At 69.0% G+C, this 15,730-nt stretch carries 11 protein-coding genes; 5 read left to right on the top strand and 6 right to left on the bottom strand.

Annotated features, from left to right (window positions below; genetic code table 11):
- The first annotated feature begins 80 nt into the window (after positions 1 to 80).
- Complete coding sequence (locus tag OG798_RS33485; RefSeq protein WP_328758142.1) at positions 81 to 2,234, top strand: hypothetical protein; 2,154 nt, start codon at positions 81 to 83, stop codon at positions 2,232 to 2,234.
- A gap of 236 nt (positions 2,235 to 2,470) precedes the next feature.
- Here the strand turns inward: OG798_RS33485 and OG798_RS33480 are convergent, their stop codons facing one another.
- The 3 genes from OG798_RS33480 to OG798_RS33470 all read right to left on the bottom strand — a co-directional run bounded on the left by OG798_RS33480 (position 2,471) and on the right by OG798_RS33470 (position 6,219).
- Positions 2,471 to 3,076 (bottom strand): dTDP-4-dehydrorhamnose 3,5-epimerase family protein, encoded by a 606-nt coding sequence (locus OG798_RS33480; RefSeq protein ID WP_328760113.1) that lies wholly within the window; start codon positions 3,074 to 3,076, stop codon positions 2,471 to 2,473.
- Between the two features lie 110 nt (positions 3,077 to 3,186).
- Positions 3,187 to 4,128 (bottom strand): glucose-1-phosphate thymidylyltransferase RfbA, encoded by a 942-nt coding sequence (gene rfbA / locus OG798_RS33475; protein WP_328758141.1) that lies wholly within the window; start codon positions 4,126 to 4,128, stop codon positions 3,187 to 3,189.
- 267 nt (positions 4,129 to 4,395) lie between these two features.
- Positions 4,396 to 6,219, bottom strand: a complete 1,824-nt coding sequence (locus OG798_RS33470) for a phosphoenolpyruvate carboxykinase (GTP) (RefSeq protein WP_095852838.1) — start codon at positions 6,217 to 6,219, stop codon at positions 4,396 to 4,398.
- Between the two features lie 333 nt (positions 6,220 to 6,552).
- On the opposite strand from OG798_RS33470, the gene trhA reads away from it, so the two are divergent.
- The 4 genes from trhA to OG798_RS33450 all read left to right on the top strand — a co-directional run bounded on the left by trhA (position 6,553) and on the right by OG798_RS33450 (position 10,364).
- On the top strand, positions 6,553 to 7,266 hold the full coding sequence (trhA, locus tag OG798_RS33465; RefSeq protein ID WP_095852839.1) for a PAQR family membrane homeostasis protein TrhA: 714 nt from the start codon (positions 6,553 to 6,555) through the stop codon (positions 7,264 to 7,266).
- A 114-nt stretch (positions 7,267 to 7,380) separates the two neighbouring features.
- Positions 7,381 to 8,949, top strand: a complete 1,569-nt coding sequence (locus OG798_RS33460; protein WP_328758140.1) for an MFS transporter — start codon at positions 7,381 to 7,383, stop codon at positions 8,947 to 8,949.
- Positions 8,946 to 9,587 (top strand): TetR/AcrR family transcriptional regulator, encoded by a 642-nt coding sequence (locus OG798_RS33455; protein WP_328758139.1) that lies wholly within the window; start codon positions 8,946 to 8,948, stop codon positions 9,585 to 9,587. The genes OG798_RS33460 and OG798_RS33455 overlap by 4 nt, the downstream gene beginning before the upstream one ends.
- A gap of 33 nt (positions 9,588 to 9,620) precedes the next feature.
- Entirely contained in the window at positions 9,621 to 10,364 is a 744-nt protein-coding gene (locus tag OG798_RS33450; protein WP_121415148.1) for a Mut7-C RNAse domain-containing protein, read from the top strand.
- Here the strand turns inward: OG798_RS33450 and OG798_RS33445 are convergent.
- From OG798_RS33445 to OG798_RS33435, 3 genes are all read right to left on the bottom strand, one after another.
- Positions 10,351 to 12,696, bottom strand: a complete 2,346-nt coding sequence (locus tag OG798_RS33445; protein ID WP_121418327.1) for a galactose oxidase-like domain-containing protein — start codon at positions 12,694 to 12,696, stop codon at positions 10,351 to 10,353. The two genes, OG798_RS33450 and OG798_RS33445, sit on opposite strands and share 14 nt — an antisense overlap.
- Before the next feature lie 62 nt (positions 12,697 to 12,758).
- Positions 12,759 to 13,964: a glycosyltransferase gene (locus tag OG798_RS33440; RefSeq protein WP_095852843.1), complete on the bottom strand. Its 1,206-nt coding sequence runs from the start codon at positions 13,962 to 13,964 to the stop codon at positions 12,759 to 12,761.
- Positions 13,961 to 15,631, bottom strand: a complete 1,671-nt coding sequence (locus OG798_RS33435) for an ArnT family glycosyltransferase (protein WP_097224930.1) — start codon at positions 15,629 to 15,631, stop codon at positions 13,961 to 13,963. The genes OG798_RS33440 and OG798_RS33435 overlap by 4 nt, the downstream gene beginning before the upstream one ends.
- Positions 15,632 to 15,730: the final 99 nt, after the last annotated feature.

The following is a 15,730-nucleotide window of genomic DNA, read 5'->3' as shown; positions in this document are numbered from 1 at the left end:
CGCCCCGAGGCCGAAGCCTCGGGGCACCGTCGCTCGTTGCGAGCTGAGGCGGGCAGTCGCTACCGCACCGCCGTTGTTCGATGACGCTACGGGCCGCAGATTACGAAGGCCGTCACCCCGCCGGGATCGTTGGTGGTGGCCTGCCACCCTGTGGCAGGGCTGCCGCCGACCGGCGCACTCTGGCTCACGACGGCGCCGGCGACAGGTGTCGAGTATCCGCCGCCGAGGGCCGGGCCCGTGGTGCAGAGGGCAGTCGACTGCGGACCCTGGGCCCCGGTCACGACGGTGGTGGCACCCAGGTCGCCCTGGGCACCCTGCACGCCCTGAGTACCCTGCGGGCCGGTGGCACCCTGCGCACCCGCCGGGCCCGTGGCACCCGTGGTACCGGTGGCACCCTGGTCACCCTGCGGACCCGTGGCACCGGTCAGGCCGGTCGAACCCGTGGCGCCCTGCGGACCCGTCGGGCCCGTGGCACCCGTGGCACCCGTGGCACCCGTGTTGCCCTGGAAGCCCTGCGGACCCTGGACACCGACGTCACCCTGGACACCCTGCAGACCCTGGACACCAGCGGTGCCCTGGAAGCCCTGCGGACCCTGGACACCGACGTCACCCTGGACACCCTGCAGACCCTGGACACCAGCGGTGCCCTGGAAGCCCTGCGGACCCTGGACACCGACGTCACCCTGGACACCCTGCAGACCCTGGACACCAGCGGTGCCTTGGAAGCCCTGCGGACCCTGCAGGCCGACGTCACCCTGGACACCCTGCAGACCCTGGACACCAGCGTCGCCCTGGAAGCCCTGCGGACCCTGCACACCCGGGCCACCCTGGACACCAACGTCACCTTGGAAGCCCTGCGGACCCTGCAGGCCGACGTCACCCTGGACACCCTGCAGACCCTGGACACCAGCGGTGCCCTGGAAGCCCTGCGGACCCTGCAGGCCGACGTCACCCTGGACACCCTGCAGACCCTGGACACCAGCGTCACCCTGGAAGCCCTGCGGACCCTGCAGGCCGACGTCACCCTGGACACCCTGCAGACCCTGCAGACCCTGCACACCAGCGTCACCCTGGAAGCCCTGCGGACCCTGCAGGCCGACGTCACCCTGGACACCCTGCAGACCCTGGACACCAGCGTCACCCTGGAAGCCCTGCGGACCCTGGATACCAGCTTCACCCTGGACACCCGGCAGACCCTGCACACCGATACCGATCGCGCCCTGAGTACCCTGCGGGCCGGTGGCACCGGTGGAACCCTGGTTGCCCTGCGGACCCATGGCACCGGTCAGGCCGGTCGAACCCGTGGCACCCTGCGGACCCAGAGGACCGGTGGCACCCGTGGCACCCGTGGCCCCGGTGTCGCCCTGGTTGCCCTGCGGACCCGTGGCACCGGTGGTCCCGGTGGAACCCTGGTTGCCCTGCGGACCCATGGCACCGGTCAGGCCGGTCGAACCCGTGGCACCCTGCGGACCCACAGGACCGGTGGCACCCGGGCCACCCTGCGACCCCTGCGTGCCGGGGTCACCCTGCACACCCGGGACACCCTGGTCACCCTGGAAGCCCTGCGACCCCTGCACACCCGGGCCACCCTGGGTGCCAGGGTCACCCTGCGACCCCTGCACACCCGGAACGCCCTGGAGTCCCTGCACACCCGGGACACCCTGGAAACCCTGGAAGCCCTGCGGCCCCTGCGGACCGGGGCCACCCGGCGATCCCGGGCCACCCTGCGGACCGGTGTTCCCTTGCGGACCGGGGTCTCCCTGGGCACCTTGTGCACCGCTGCCCACGCCACCAATACCCTGCGGGCCCTGCACACCCTGCAGACCCTGCAGACCCTGCAGACCCTGCACACCGGGGTCGCCCTTGTCGCCCTTGTCGCCCTTGTCGCCCCTGTCGCCCTTGTCGCCCTTCGGCCCCTGAACGCCAGGGACACCCTGCGGGCCCCGGGCGCCCGTGTGGCCCTGCGGTCCCCGAGGGCCGGTGTGGCCGCGCGGTCCCTGCGGTCCATGGTCGCCGCCGAGCCGGTCTGCCTTGTCCCCCTCCGCCAGACCCTTGCTGCTGTCCTTGCCCTTGCCACGGTCGGCACTCGTGGCGCCGTTCGGGCTGGGCAGCGCCACACTGCTGTTCGCGCCGGACCGGTGGATCGCGTCGGCGACAGCCACCGCGCTCGGAGCGATGTTGAGCACGACGGCAAGCGCGCCCACCGAAACCATGGTCGCGGATTTCACGCGTGAAACGCGTGAACTTCGCATTGTTCTACGGCTCACTGAGAACCTTCCTCGCGAAACTTCGGGAAGTGACCACACAAGGAGCACACGCACTGAATGCGCTCACCCCACCGTGGCAACCGACAGAGACATTGTTCACTTCCGACGATGGAATGATTGCGAATCAGCCCCTGGCATAGTCCAAAATCACCCGGGTGGCTGCAATGAGCCGAAATAGCGCAGCGTGCGTCAGGAATTCCGGATCAATGAAACTCGGCGACCGCGAGACTTCTGCGATACGCACTGCAGGCATCGAGGGAAGGCAGCAGGCCCGCCCGTCGGGCTTCCTCCAGCGTGGGCGCCGCCGCATCCTTGCCGGAAAGGCACGGTACGAGATCCTCGGGCCAGGCGATGGCCAGCGACGGGTCGAGTGGATTGATCCCGAACTCCCGCTGCGGCGCGTAGCCCTCCGAACACAGATAGACGACCGTGGAGTTGTCCTCCATCGCCATGAAGGCGTGGCCCAGCCCTTCCGAGAGATAGACGCAGCGGTGCGTCGTGTCGTCCAACCGAACCGCCCCCCATTTCCCGAAAGTTGGGGAACCGGTGCGGATGTCGACCACCACATCGAGTACGGCGCCGCTGACGCACATCACGTACTTGGCCTGTCCCGGCGGAACCGACGCGTAGTGGATACCACGGAGAGTGCCGCGAACGGAGCGAGAGCAGTTGGCCTGCGCGATGCGGAACCCCTGGCCGAGAGAATCGTGGAACCTTTCACCCTTGAACCACTCATGAAATCGGCCCCTGCTGTCCGCGAAAACCGTGGGTGTGTCCACCCAGGCCCCTTCAATTCCCAGTGGTCGCACGTAACCGATTCCTTCCACCACGCAGCTGTTCTTGTCGAACTTGACGTCCGTGTCTTCGGGACATCCGCCGCGCGACTTTAGTCAGGAGAAGGACACCGTCACGCGAAAGCTCAGGGACCGGTGCGCAGCAGTTCCTCACGACGTGATCCGGCGTCCTCGCTGTCCCGTGGGGACCCTACGAGGCACGGGGAATCCTCCAACAAACCCAGCAGATAATGGCCGTATCCGCTCTTGAGCAGCGGCTGGGCCAGTTCCCGGAGCCGGCCGTCGTCGATCAGACCGGCCCGCCAGACCGCCTCCTCGATACAGCCGATCTTGAAGCCTTGGCGCTCCTCGATCTCCCGCACGAATTCCGATGCCTGAACCATGGAGGCGAAGGTCCCGGTGTCCAGCCAAGCGGTGCCACGGTCGAGCCGGGTGACGTACAGTTCCCCGGCCTCCAGATAGACACGGTTGAGGTCGGTGATCTCCAACTCGCCCCTGGCGCTGGGCCGAAGGCCGTGCGCGATCTCCACGACCCGGTTGTCGTAGAAGTACAGTCCGGGCACGGCGTACCGCGACTTCGGCCGGGCCGGTTTCTCCTCGATGGACAGCACCCGGCCCCCCGCGTCGAACTCCACGACGCCATAGGCCGAGGGGTTGGCGACCTGATAGGCGAACACTCTGCCGCCCTTCAGACCGTCATGGCGGGCCAGCCGCGTGCCCAGGCCGGTGCCGTGGAAGATGTTGTCACCCAGAATCAGCGCGACCGGCTCGTCGCCGATGAAGTCGGCACCCAGGACGAGAGCATGGGCGATGCCCTCCGGACGTTCCTGCGCCAGGTATTCCAGCCGCAGGCCCAGTTGACCGCCGTCGCCGAACAACCGGCGGAACTGGTCCTGGTCCTCCGGGGTGGTGATGATCAGAATCTCCCGGACTCCGGCCATCAGCAGTGTGGAGAGCGGGTAGTAGACCATTGGCTTGTCGAAAACCGGCAGCAGTTGTTTCGACACCGAACGGGTCAACGGCCACAGCCTTGAGCCGGTACCCCCGGCCAGCAGAATTCCGCGCACGCGATCACTCTAGGTGAATTGCCCACAGACACACCTTTTCGCGCGATGTGCGGCGTGTATCGCCCCACGCCGGCGCGCACCGTACATACGCGTACACCTCGGCGGTCTGCGGCCGTCCGCCGGTCAACTCGCGTGCCGGGCATTCAGCAGGGGCCCGCTCTGTACGTTCTCGTACAGAGCGGGCCCCTGGTCTTTCATGATGCCGTCACCGCGGCCGGCCGTGACGATCGCTGGTCAGGGCAAGCCGGACCGGCCGCGGAGTTCTTCCTAGCCCAGGCGCCGCACCAGCGCGCGGTACTCGTCCCACAGTTCCTTCGGGGTGTGCTCGCCGAAGGTGTTGAGGTGCTCGGGCACGAGCGCCGCCTCCTCGCGCCACACGTCCTTGTCGACCGTGAGCAGGAAGTCGAGGTCGGCCTCGGAGAGGTCGAGTCCCTTGGTGTCGAGGGCGCCCTTGGCCGGCAGGATGCCGATGGGGGTCTCGACGCCCTCAGCGCGGCCGTCGAGGCGGTCCACGATCCACTTCAGGACACGGCTGTTCTCACCGAAGCCCGGCCACACGAACTTGCCCGCGTCGTTCTTGCGGAACCAGTTCACGTAGTAGATCTTCGGAAGCTTCGCCTGGTCCTTGTCCTTGGCGACATCGACCCAGTGCCCCATGTAGTCGCCCATGTTGTAGCCGCAGAACGGCAGCATGGCGAAGGGGTCGCGACGCAGCTCGCCGACCTTGCCCTCGGCGGCGGCGGTCTTCTCGGAGGCCACGTTGGCGCCGAGGAAGACGCCGTGGTTCCAGTCGAAGGACTCCGTCACCAGCGGTACGGCGGTGGCGCGGCGTCCGCCGAACAGGATCGCCGAGATCGGCACGCCCTTGGGGTCCTCCCACTCGGGCGCGATGATCGGGCACTGCGAGGCGGGGACGGTGAAGCGGGCGTTGGGGTGGGCGGCGGGCGTACCGGACTCCGGCGTCCAGTCGTTGCCCTTCCAGTCGGTCAGGTGGGCCGGAGTCTCCTCCGTCATGCCCTCCCACCAGATGTCGTTGTCGTCGGTGAGCGCGACGTTGGTGAAGACGGAGTTGCCCCACAGCGTCTTCATCGCGTTGGCGTTGGTGTGCTCACCGGTGCCGGGCGCGACGCCGAAGAAGCCGGCCTCGGGGTTGATCGCGTACAGCCGGCCGTCCTCGCCGAACCGCATCCACGCGATGTCGTCGCCGATCGTCTCGACCGTCCAGCCGGAGACGGTGGGCTCCAACATGGCGAGGTTGGTCTTGCCGCAGGCGCTCGGGAAGGCGGCGGCGACGTACTTGGACTCGCCCTGCGGCGGGGTCAGCTTCAGGATGAGCATGTGCTCGGCGAGCCAGCCCTCGTCACGGGCCATGACGGAGGCTATGCGCAGGGCGTAGCACTTCTTGCCGAGCAGCGCGTTGCCGCCGTAGCCCGATCCGTACGACCAGATCTCGCGGGACTCGGGGAAGTGCGAGATGTACTTGGTGGAGTTGCACGGCCACGGCACGTCCGCCTCGCCCTCGGCCAGCGGCGCTCCGAGCGTGTGCACAGCACGCACGAAGAAGCCATCGGTGCCGAGCTCGTCGAGGACGGGCTGTCCCATGCGGGTCATGGTGCGCATGGACACGGCGACGTAGGCGGAGTCGGTGATCTCGACGCCGATCGCGGAGAGGTCGGAGCCCAGCGGACCCATGCAGAACGGGACGACGTACATCGTCCGGCCCTTCATCGAGCCGCGGAAGATGCCCTTCTCCCCCGCGAATATCTCCCGCATCTCGGCGGGCGCCTTCCAGTGGTTGGTCGGGCCCGCGTCCTCCTCCTTCTCGGAGCAGATGAACGTCCGGTCCTCGACCCGCGCGACATCGGTCGGGTCGGAAGCGGCGTAGTAGGAATGCGGGCGCTTGATGGGATCGAGCTTCTTGAAGGTGCCCTTGTGAACGAGCTCCTCGCACAGGCGCTCGTACTCGGCCTCGGATCCGTCACACCAGACCACGTTGTCCGGCTGGGTCAGTGCTGCGATCTCGTTGACCCACGAGATCAGTTCCTTGTGCTGGGTGGGGACGGTGGAGGGAGCCGCGATGTCGCGCGCCACGATTGCTCCTAGATGAGGGGTTTTTTGTTGAGGCCCCGTGGGGGCTGCGACCCGGATGCTTCGGGAGCTGGATACCCATGGCGCTCATCCGGTGCCGACCGCACTCATTTGATCATCCGACGGGTTCGCCCATATGTCCAGAGGGCCTCACACGTGAGCGGAGTGACCATCGCCACGTGTATCCGCGATTCTTTGCGTACACGTTGGGTTCAGCTGAAGGTTTTTTTGCGTGGCCGCCGCCTTGCGCCATGCTCGTGAGAACATGGCCACTCTTGGCTGTTCAGTGCGCCGTACTGACACGTAACTTACGGTTCCGTAGGTAGGATTCCGCCTATGACTGCGCCCGTCCCCGACGCGCCCACGGACTCGCCGGCCGCAGGCCGCAGTCCCGCAGCGCTCTCCCCGCCGCATCCGGTCAAGCCCAAGCTCCGCGGCTGGCTGCACCTCGGCATGTTCCCGGCCGTCCTGATCTCCGGCCTGGTCCTCACCGCTCTGGCCAGTTCCACGCGGGCCCGCATCGCCTGCGGGATCTTCGTCCTGACGGCCTGCCTCCTGTTCGGAGTGAGCGCGCTCTACCACCGCGGCAACTGGAGCCCGCGGATGGACGGCGTGCTGCGCAGACTCGACCACGCCAACATCTTCCTGATCATCGCGGGCACCTACACACCGCTGACGATGCTGCTGCTCCCCGGCGCCAAGGGGCAGTGGCTCCTGTGGAGCATCTGGGCCGCCGCGGCGGCGGGGATCATCTTCCGGGTGTTCTGGGTCGGCGCCCCGCGCTGGCTCTACACCCCCTGCTACATAGCGATGGGCTGGGCGGCCGTCTTCTTCCTCCCGGACTTCATGCGCACGGGCGGCATCGCCGTGCTGGTCCTGGTGATCGTCGGCGGACTGCTCTACAGCGCGGGCGGTGTGATCTACGGGATCAAGCGCCCCAACCCCTCACCCCGCTGGTTCGGCTTCCACGAGGTCTTCCACTCCCTCACCCTCGCGGCGTTCGTCGTGCACTACGTGGGCATCTCACTGGTGGCCTACCAGCACGGCTAAGACACCTCCCCCTTCTCCTTCATGGCCACGGCTTCCGAGCCGTGGCCATTTTTCGTCCGCCTGACAGCAGATCCCCATTGACATCCGCCATCTTTTGAGAGCTACTCTCATTTCATGGTTACTGTCACTCAAGACGATGGCGTACGGCGCGACCCGCGCCGCTGGTGGGCCCTCGGGGCCCTGGTCGCGAGCATGCTCACGCTCGGATTCGACACGACGATCCTCAACGTGGCCCTGCCGACGATGGCAGGCGAACTCGGCGCCACCACCGGCCAGCAGCAGTGGATGGCGGACGCGTACGTGATCGTCTTCGCCGCGCTGATGCTCCCGGCGGGACTGCTCGGCGACCGGTTCGGACGGCGGCGGATGCTCGTCGTGGGGCTCGGGATCTTCCTCGCCGGTTCCGTGATGGGCTCCCTGGCGGGCGACGTGAACTGGGTCATCGCGGCCCGCACGGTGATGGGCCTCGGCGCCGCGCTGGTCATGCCGCTCGCCCTGTCCGTGCTGCCCTCGCTCTTCGGACCCGACGAGCGCACCAAGGCCGTCGGCATCATCTCCGCCGCCTCATCGCTCGGTCTGCCGCTCGGCCCGATCATCGGCGGCTGGCTGCTCAACCACTTCTGGTGGGGCTCGGTCTTCCTGGTCAACGTCCCGATGGCCGCGCTCGGCATCGCCGCCTGCGTCTTCCTGCTGCCCGAGACCCGCGACCCCGCCTCCCCCAAGGTCGACACCCTCTCCACCGCGCTCACCGCGGCAGGCCTCGGCGCCCTCATCTACGCGATCATCGAGGCGCCCGGCCGCGGCTGGGGCGACCCGCTGATCGTGGGCATGCTCGCCGGGGCCGCCGTTCTGATCGCCGCCCTGGTGCTGCGCGAGCGGCGCGTGGAACGCCCCATGCTCGACATGTCGCTGCTCACCCACCGCGGGTTCCTGTTCAACACGATCGCGGCGACCCTGGTGATGTTCGTCCTGTCCGGCCTGCTGTTCGTGCTGCCGCCGTATCTCCAGGCGGTGCTCGGCCACGACGCCTTCGGCACCGGCCTGCGGCTGCTTCCCATGATGGGCGGTCTGATCGTCGCGGCCCGGGCCGCACAACCGATCGTCGCCCGGTTCGGTTCCCGCGCGGTGGTCAGCGCGGGACTGGTGGTGCTGGCCTTCGCCGCGCTGCTCGGCAGCCGTACGACGGTCGACTCGGGCTACGGCTTCACCGCGCTGTGGCTGTCCATCACCGGCTTCGGCTTCGGTTTCTCGGTCGTCCCCGCGATGGACGGCGCCCTCGGCGCCCTGCCCCGCGACCGGGCCGGCAGCGGCTCCGGGCTCCTCATGACGACGCGCCAGGTCGGCAGCGCGATCGGCATCGCCCTCCTCGGCAGCCTGCTGGCGAGCACCTTCCGGGACCGCCTCGACGTCGCCGGGCTGCCCGCGAAGGCCGCCGACACCGCCGGGGAGTCCGTGGTCGCGGCACACATCGTCGCCCAGAAGGCGGGCTCGGCCGATCTCGTGGCCTCCGCGAACAGCGCGTACGTCCATGGCATGGGCCTGGTCCTGCTGGTGTGCGGCATCGCGGCCCTCGTCACCGCCCTGCTGGCCGCGGCGTTCCTGCCGAACACCCCGGTCACGCATGCCACGAAGGAGGACGAGAACCCGGCCATGGCCACCGCTGCGGCGGATGCCGGACAATGAACAGCATGACGGCCGCACCCTCCCCCTTCAGCCCCGCCGACCGCCCTCAACTGGGACTCCGCGAGCGGAAGAAGATCAAGACCCGCGAGGCGATCCGCACCGCGACCTACGCACTCGTCAAGGAACAGGGGTACGACGCGACGACGATCGAGCAGATCGCCGAGCGCGCCGAGGTGTCGCCGTCGACCGTCTTCCGCTACTTCCCCACCAAGGAGGACATCGTCCTCACGGACGAGTTCGACCCGCTCATCATGGAGGAGCTGCGGGCCCGGCCCAAGGACGAGCCGTGGATGGACACCCTCCGGTTCGTGATGCAGAAGGCCATCCGGCTCGGCATCAAGGACGACCCCGAGGTGTCCCGGCTGCGGACCCATCTGATGGTCCAGGTCCCGGCGGTGCGCTCGCGGATGATGGAGAGCATGTCGGTCACCGGCACCATGCTCTGCCAGGCCATCGGCGAGCGCACCGGCCGGGACCCGGACAGCCTGGAGGTGCGGGTCTACGCGATGGCGATCATCGGCGGCCTGATGGAGACGTCCCTGTACTGGGCGGAGAACGACCACCGGGACGACTTCAAGGACCTGGTGGACCGCGCGATGGACGTCCTGGAACACGGCCTCCCCACCGAAAAACCCTGAGGCCAGGGCTCTGAGGCGTGACATCCTGACCGGGTGAACGGACCGGAGATCCATGTCGCCTTCGCCCCCGAACTGGGGATGTTCGTACCGCACGGGCGTCGTTCGGGAGCCACGGCGGTCGCCACCGACGGCTCCTCCACCCTCGGCCATGTCGTCGAGTCGCTCGGCGTCCCGCTGACCGAGGTCGGCGCCCTCGTCGTGGACGGCCGCGAGGTGCCCGTCTCGCACCTCCCCGGGGCCGGCGAGAGCGTCGACGTACAGGCGGTGGAGCGCCCGCAGCGGGTTCCGGGCGCCCCGCTCCGCTTCCTCCTCGACGTACACCTCGGCACCCTCGCGCGCCGGCTGCGCCTCCTCGGGGTCGACGCGGCGTACGAGTCGACGGACATCGGCGACCCGGCGCTCGCCGCGCGCTCCGCCGCCGAGCGGCGCGTGATGCTCAGCCGCGACCGGGGGCTGCTGCGCCGCCGCGAGCTGTGGGCGGGCGCGTTCATCTACAGCACCCGGCCCGACGACCAACTCCGTGACGTGCTGGGCCGGTTCGCACCCGAGCTGAGGCCCTGGACGCGCTGCACCGCCTGCAACGGCCTGCTCAAGGAGGCCACCAAGGAGCAGGTCGTGGACCAACTGGAGGGCGGCACCGAACGGTCCTACGACGTGTTCGCGCAGTGCGAGGAGTGCGGGCGCGCCTACTGGAAGGGCGCGCACCACGACAGCCTGGAGGCCATCGTGGAGCGCGCCCTCGCCGAGTTCGGGAGCCAGACGCCTAGCGGCGCTTGAGATCCTTGGCGCCGCAGGCCAGCCCGTCCCTGTTGGGGTCGAGACCCAGCGGGTCGTCCTTGCCGTTGACCTTCAGGCGGCCGTAGTCGTTCGTCTTCAGCCACGCGCAGCGCGAGGCCGTCGTCTTCTTGACGCCGTCCGGGAAGACGGTCGGCACACAGACGTTGATCGTGCCGTAGTGCCGGTCGCAGCCGGAGATCGTCGTGCTGACCTTCTGCGAGGTCCGCTTCTTGCCGCCCTTGGTGACCGTGCCCTCAAGGGAGTCGGCGAAGGAGTGGACGTGCGCCGAGGCGGTGTCCGTGGCCAGGGCGGCGGGGCCCTGGAGGTGCACCCACTTGGCGACCGAGGGCACCCCGTTGGCGTCGACCGCGAAGAGCATGTACCAACCGGGCGGGGCCATGTTGGGGTTGCTCGTCACGTTCAGGTCGACGTTGTTGCCGTCCACCGACAGAGGCAGGTCCACGAAACGCTGGTTCGGGTCCGAGGAGTGCGTCACCGCGGCCGGGCGGATCAACTCGGCCTTCACGATGGGCCGGTCGACCGTGATGCGCTGCGTGTCCCCGTACACCCACTCGTTGTCGATCACCGAGGTGATCGTCGGACGGGTGCCCTTGAGGAGGTAGGGCGGGGTGTAGATGGACACGTTGTGGTTCCAGGTGCCGTTGCCCGGGTTGTCGCCGGTGGCCATCACCCGGCCGTCGGGCAGCAGGAACGCGGAGGAGTGGTAGCCGCGTGCCTCGGGGTCGGCGGCCACCGGGTCGAAGGTGGAGGTCGCCGGGTCGAACATCGACGCCTCGAACACCGGGTTGGCGCGGTTGTGCAGGCCACCGCCCGTCTCCAGCACCTTGCCGTCCGGCAGGAGGACGGCGGAGACGTACATCTTGCCCTGGTTGCCGGTCTCGGCGACCTTGCCGTTGCCGAGGTCGACCGTGCCCTGCGGGATCTGCGGGCCGACGGTGTACGCCGGGTTCGCGGCCTTCAGGTCGATGATGTCGGTGAGCCGGTTCGCCTCCGGGTTGGAGTCGATGTTGCCGCCGCCGATCGTCAGCACCTTCTGGTCCTGGGCCGGGGGCAGCAGCACGCTCGCGGACTGGTCGCGCTCGTCCTTGTCCTGGAGCCCGGGGATCGCCGTGACGGTGTTCGCGTCGTAGTCGTAGATCGCCGAACCCGTGCCGGGTGTGCCGTTGCCGAAGACATGGCTGCCCGAGTAGAAGAGCCGCCCGTCCTGCATCAGGATCATCGACGGGTACAGACCCCAGTACGACCAGGTCTGGTTGACCTGCCACAGCGGCAGCCACTGCTGCTGCGCCGCCGACCAGCGCTCGGCCGTCACCGACCCGGTGGAGTCCTCGCGCAGCCCGCCGAACGAGATGACGTCACCGTTGCCGAGCTCGGTGGCCGACGGGTACCAGTGGCCGTCGTTCAGGTCGTTCGTCTTGCTGTACGTCTCGGTGACCGGGTCGAAGATGTACGAGTCCTTGTACCCCTCGTAGCCGTGCCCGCCCGCGACCGGGAACGCCTTGTTGCCGCTCATCACCAGCACCCGCCCGTCGGCGAGCTGGACGTGACCCGAGCAGAACATGTCCTTCGGCGTGGGGATCACCTTGTACGTGCCCTTCACCGGGTCGTAGACCGCGCTGGTGAACGTGCCCGCGTCGAAGTTCTCCTCGCTGTTGCCGGACCCGGCGATCAGCAGCACCTTGCCGTTGTTGAGGACGACGGAGTGCATGGAGCGCACCGGGTTCTGCGTGGGCAGCACGTCCCAGCGGCCGTTGGCACACTCGTCGGCGGTGGCGGTGCAGGTGGCCGGCGGGATCGGGTCGGAGACCTGTTCCATCGTGTAGTCGTCGGTGGTCGCCGAACCGGTGCCGTACACCGAGACGCCCCAGGTGATGCGGTCGGTACCGGCCGGGACGGCGGGCGTACGGACGCTCGCCTGCGTCCAGCCCGCCGCCATGTCCAGCGTCTTGAGGTCGGTCCAGTACTGCCAGCCCGCCGTGGTGTCGTGCCGGAAGAGCGTGATCGCGGTGTCCGGCGTCGTCGACTTGTACCAGAGGCCGAGGTCGTACTGCTTGCCCGCGGTGACCACCGGCGCGCAGGTCGCGGACTCCGTGATCAGGGCCTTGCGGTCGCCGTCGACGCGCCGGGTCAGCGTGACCTTCATGGCCTTGGAGCCGGAGTGGGAATCGGCGACGGTGGAAAAGGTGAAGTCGTTGTCGCCCCAGCCGGACTTCTCCCAGCAGTACGGCATGCCGTCCGTACCGTCGGTCTCGAAACCCGGGTTGGTGACGAGGTTGGCGGCGGAGGCGGGCTGGGGCGAGACGAGCAGCATCCCGGCGGCCAGCCCCGCCACGGCCAGCAGTGAGGTTCTCCGTCTGGGTCGTGCGAGATGTTTCACGCGGCTCTCCTAGTTGTGTGACTCCCGCCCGCGGCCCCACTGCTGCGGCGCGGCAGATAGACCAGCGCCTCGGTGCCCACGAAGCGCAGGACGAAGGTCATCACCAGGGCCAACGCGGTGGCGGACAGTGCGCCCATCCCGAAGTGGCCGACGAACAGGGCGATCAGCGGGATGCGCAGCACCAGGTCGGCGTTGGCGAGCAGCGCGAACCGGCCCACCCGGTCCCACCAGCTGCGGTGCTTTCGGCGCTCGCGGAACAGCAGATGCTCGATGAGCAGGAAGTTCCAGGCGACGCCGAACTGGTTGGCGAGGATCTCGGCCGGTACGTAGTGCATGCCGGCGGCGGTGAGCGCGTAGAGGCCGAGCAGGTTCGGCAGGAAGCCGGTGGCGCCGATCAGGCCGAAGACGACCATGCGGGCGACCGGCGAGGCGGTGCGCAGCCCGACGAGGTGACGCAGGAACCGGAAGCCCTCCTGCGCGGTCGACTTGGACTCGCCCGCGAACCGGTCCTGGAAGACGAAGGGCACCTCGGTGACCTCGCGGGGGCGGCTGCGGACGGCGAGTTCGAGGAGGATCTTGTAGCCGAGCGGCTGCAGGATCTCGGCGGTGACCGCGCTGCGGCGGATCGCGAAGAAGCCGCTCATCGGATCGCTGATACCGCGCAGTCGGCGTGGGAAGAGCGTCTTGGTCAGCCAGGTCGCGCCGCGCGAGACGGCGATGCGGTAACCGCCCGCGAGGCCCTCGCGGCTGCCGCCCTTGATGTACCGGCTGGCGACGACGAGCCCGGCGGCGGACCGCTCCCCCGACGCCACCAACTCCGGTATCAGGGACGGCGGATGCTGGAGATCGCCGTCCATGACGACGATCCAGTCGGAGCTCGCCGCCTTCAGCCCCTCGACGACGGCGCCGCCGAGCCCGCCCACGGCTTCCTCGCGGTGCAGCACGGTCACCGGGAACGGGCAGTCCTGCGCCTCCCGGGAGATCACCTCGGGGGTGTCGTCCGTGGAGTCGTCCACGAAGACGACCTCGCAGGGCAGCCGGGCGGGCACCGACTCGGTGATCCGGCGCAGGAGTTCGCGGATGTTCGCGGACTCGTTGAAGGTCGGTACGACGATGGTGACGGCGCCGGGTTCGGGAACTTCGGAGGCGCGTACGGCGGGATCGCCGAGCTCCTCGGGGACGGTGCTCTCGAAGCTGCTCATCGACTGCCCCCGGACGTCGTCGTGGTCATGGTGTTTCCCGTGCTCTCGTCGATCTGCCGGATCTCGATCCGGTCGGCGCCCTTGCCGAAGGTGGCGACCGGCGTCGAATGTTCGATGGCCGCCTTGACGTTGGGCAGGTCGACCGCGTCACGCCGCACCGTCGGGGAGGCGACGACGTAGTCGATGTCCTTCCAGCCGCGCGGCATCGTCCTGGTCACCGCGGGGTCGAGGTCCGCCTTGTAGAACCAGATGACGCCGAGCCCGGGGCGGTAGCCGTCGTGGACCAGGTCGAGCCAGAGGGCGTCGTCGACCAGGACCCGGGTGTCCGCGGGGTCCTGGACCTCGGTCTTCAGCCAGGTGGCCGCCGCCCGGTAGGGGGCGTTGGCGTCGGCGGTCACGGCGGTGCGGTCGCCGTCGTACCAGTGCGGCAGCACATAGAGCGCGGCGACCGCCACGAGCGCGGCCGCCGTCACCCGCCGTCCCCAGGTGACGTACGGCTTCTCCTCGTCGCTCCGCCACCTGCGCAGCACCAGATGGGCGAGGCTGGCGGCGCCTCCGGCGAGGACCAGCGCGAGGAACGGCAGCGCCTGGATGATGTACATCGCGGGCAGATAGCCGCTCGGGCGCAGCGCCACCAGGGCGAGGATCGCCACCGTGAGGGCGGGTCCGGCGAGGGCGCGGGCGGTGACGGACCAGCGCCAGGTGGCCAGGAGCAGCAGTGCTCCGGCGAGGCCTCCGATGATCAGCACCCGGTCGTAGTAGAGCCAGGAGTGCAGCACGCCGTACGAGCCGGTGCCGGGGTCGAGGATGAAGCCGGAGCCGGGGCGGCTCATCTGGTACGTGATGCCGTCCCAGAGCGAGACATGGCCCGCGCCCGGGAACAGCTCGCCCTTGAGCAGGGCGAACAGCGGGTACGCGAGGCCGATCAGGGCGCAGGCGGTGATGGCTCCGGTGAGCGCGAACTTGCGGGTGTCGCGGTGGCCGTGGCGCCACATGGTGACCAGGAGTGCGGGCAGGACGACGAGCATCGTCTCCTTGGTGAGCACGGCGGCCGCGGCCGCGATGCCCGCCCCGAAGTGGTGCCAGAGGTGCCGGCTCGGGGACGCGGCGAGGCAGAACGCGAGCAGCGTCCACATCACCGCGATGTTGTCGAGGAAGATCTCGCGCTGGAGCACCACCGACAGCGGGGAGAGTCCGAAGAGCACCATCGCGAGGCCCGCGGCCCAGCGCGGCAGCGAGAGACGGCGCGCGAGGACGTACAGCAGGACCGCGCTGGCGGCACTGACCACGAGCATCGCGACGCGCATCGAGCCGACCGTCATCAGCGAGGGGCTGATGTGGGCGGGGATCCAGGTCAGGGCGGCTATCTGGATCCAGCCCAGGGGCGGGTGGTCGTACCAGTACGTGTAGTGCGCGAGGCCCTTGCCCTGCTGCACGGCCCACGCCTGGGCGAGATAGGTGCCCTCGTCGTCGCTGAGGGTCGGGTAGTCGGTGATGTTCCAGCCCTGCACGACGATGATCGCCAGCAGCAGGGCGCCGCACAGCAGCAGGTCGGCGCGCGAGGTGCGCAGCCGCTGGAGCGGCGGGCGGTCGTGGACGATGTCGGGCGCGGCGGGTCGCGTCGCGGGGACCGTGGACGTGGTCACCGCGGGAAGTGTCGAGGTCACGCGGGAAGGTCCTCTCGGGACTTTCGGTACGTTCGGGATGTTCGGGCCCAAGGACTGCGGCACCAGGGCCTGCGGCACCGGGGCATGCGGAACCAAGGC

The organism is Streptomyces sp. NBC_00271, from assembly GCF_036178845.1.
Classification (GTDB): Bacteria; Actinomycetota; Actinomycetes; order Streptomycetales; family Streptomycetaceae; genus Streptomyces.
Note: the sequence above shows the minus strand (reverse complement) of the source record. Positions and strands in the feature narration are given on the sequence as shown.

Excerpts from the sequence above, each read along its gene's own strand:
- OG798_RS33485 (WP_328758142.1), top strand. The coding sequence starts at position 81 with ATGACGCTACGGGCCGCAGATTACGAAGGCCGTCACCCCGCCGGGATC.
- trhA (WP_095852839.1), top strand. The coding sequence starts at position 6,553 with ATGACTGCGCCCGTCCCCGACGCGCCCACGGACTCGCCGGCCGCAGGC.
- OG798_RS33455 (WP_328758139.1), top strand. The coding sequence starts at position 8,946 with ATGAACAGCATGACGGCCGCACCCTCCCCCTTCAGCCCCGCCGACCGC.
- OG798_RS33460 (WP_328758140.1), top strand. The coding sequence starts at position 7,381 with ATGGTTACTGTCACTCAAGACGATGGCGTACGGCGCGACCCGCGCCGC.
- OG798_RS33445 (WP_121418327.1), bottom strand. The coding sequence starts at position 12,696 with ATGCTGCTCGTCTCGCCCCAGCCCGCCTCCGCCGCCAACCTCGTCACC.
- OG798_RS33440 (WP_095852843.1), bottom strand. The coding sequence starts at position 13,964 with ATGAGCAGCTTCGAGAGCACCGTCCCCGAGGAGCTCGGCGATCCCGCC.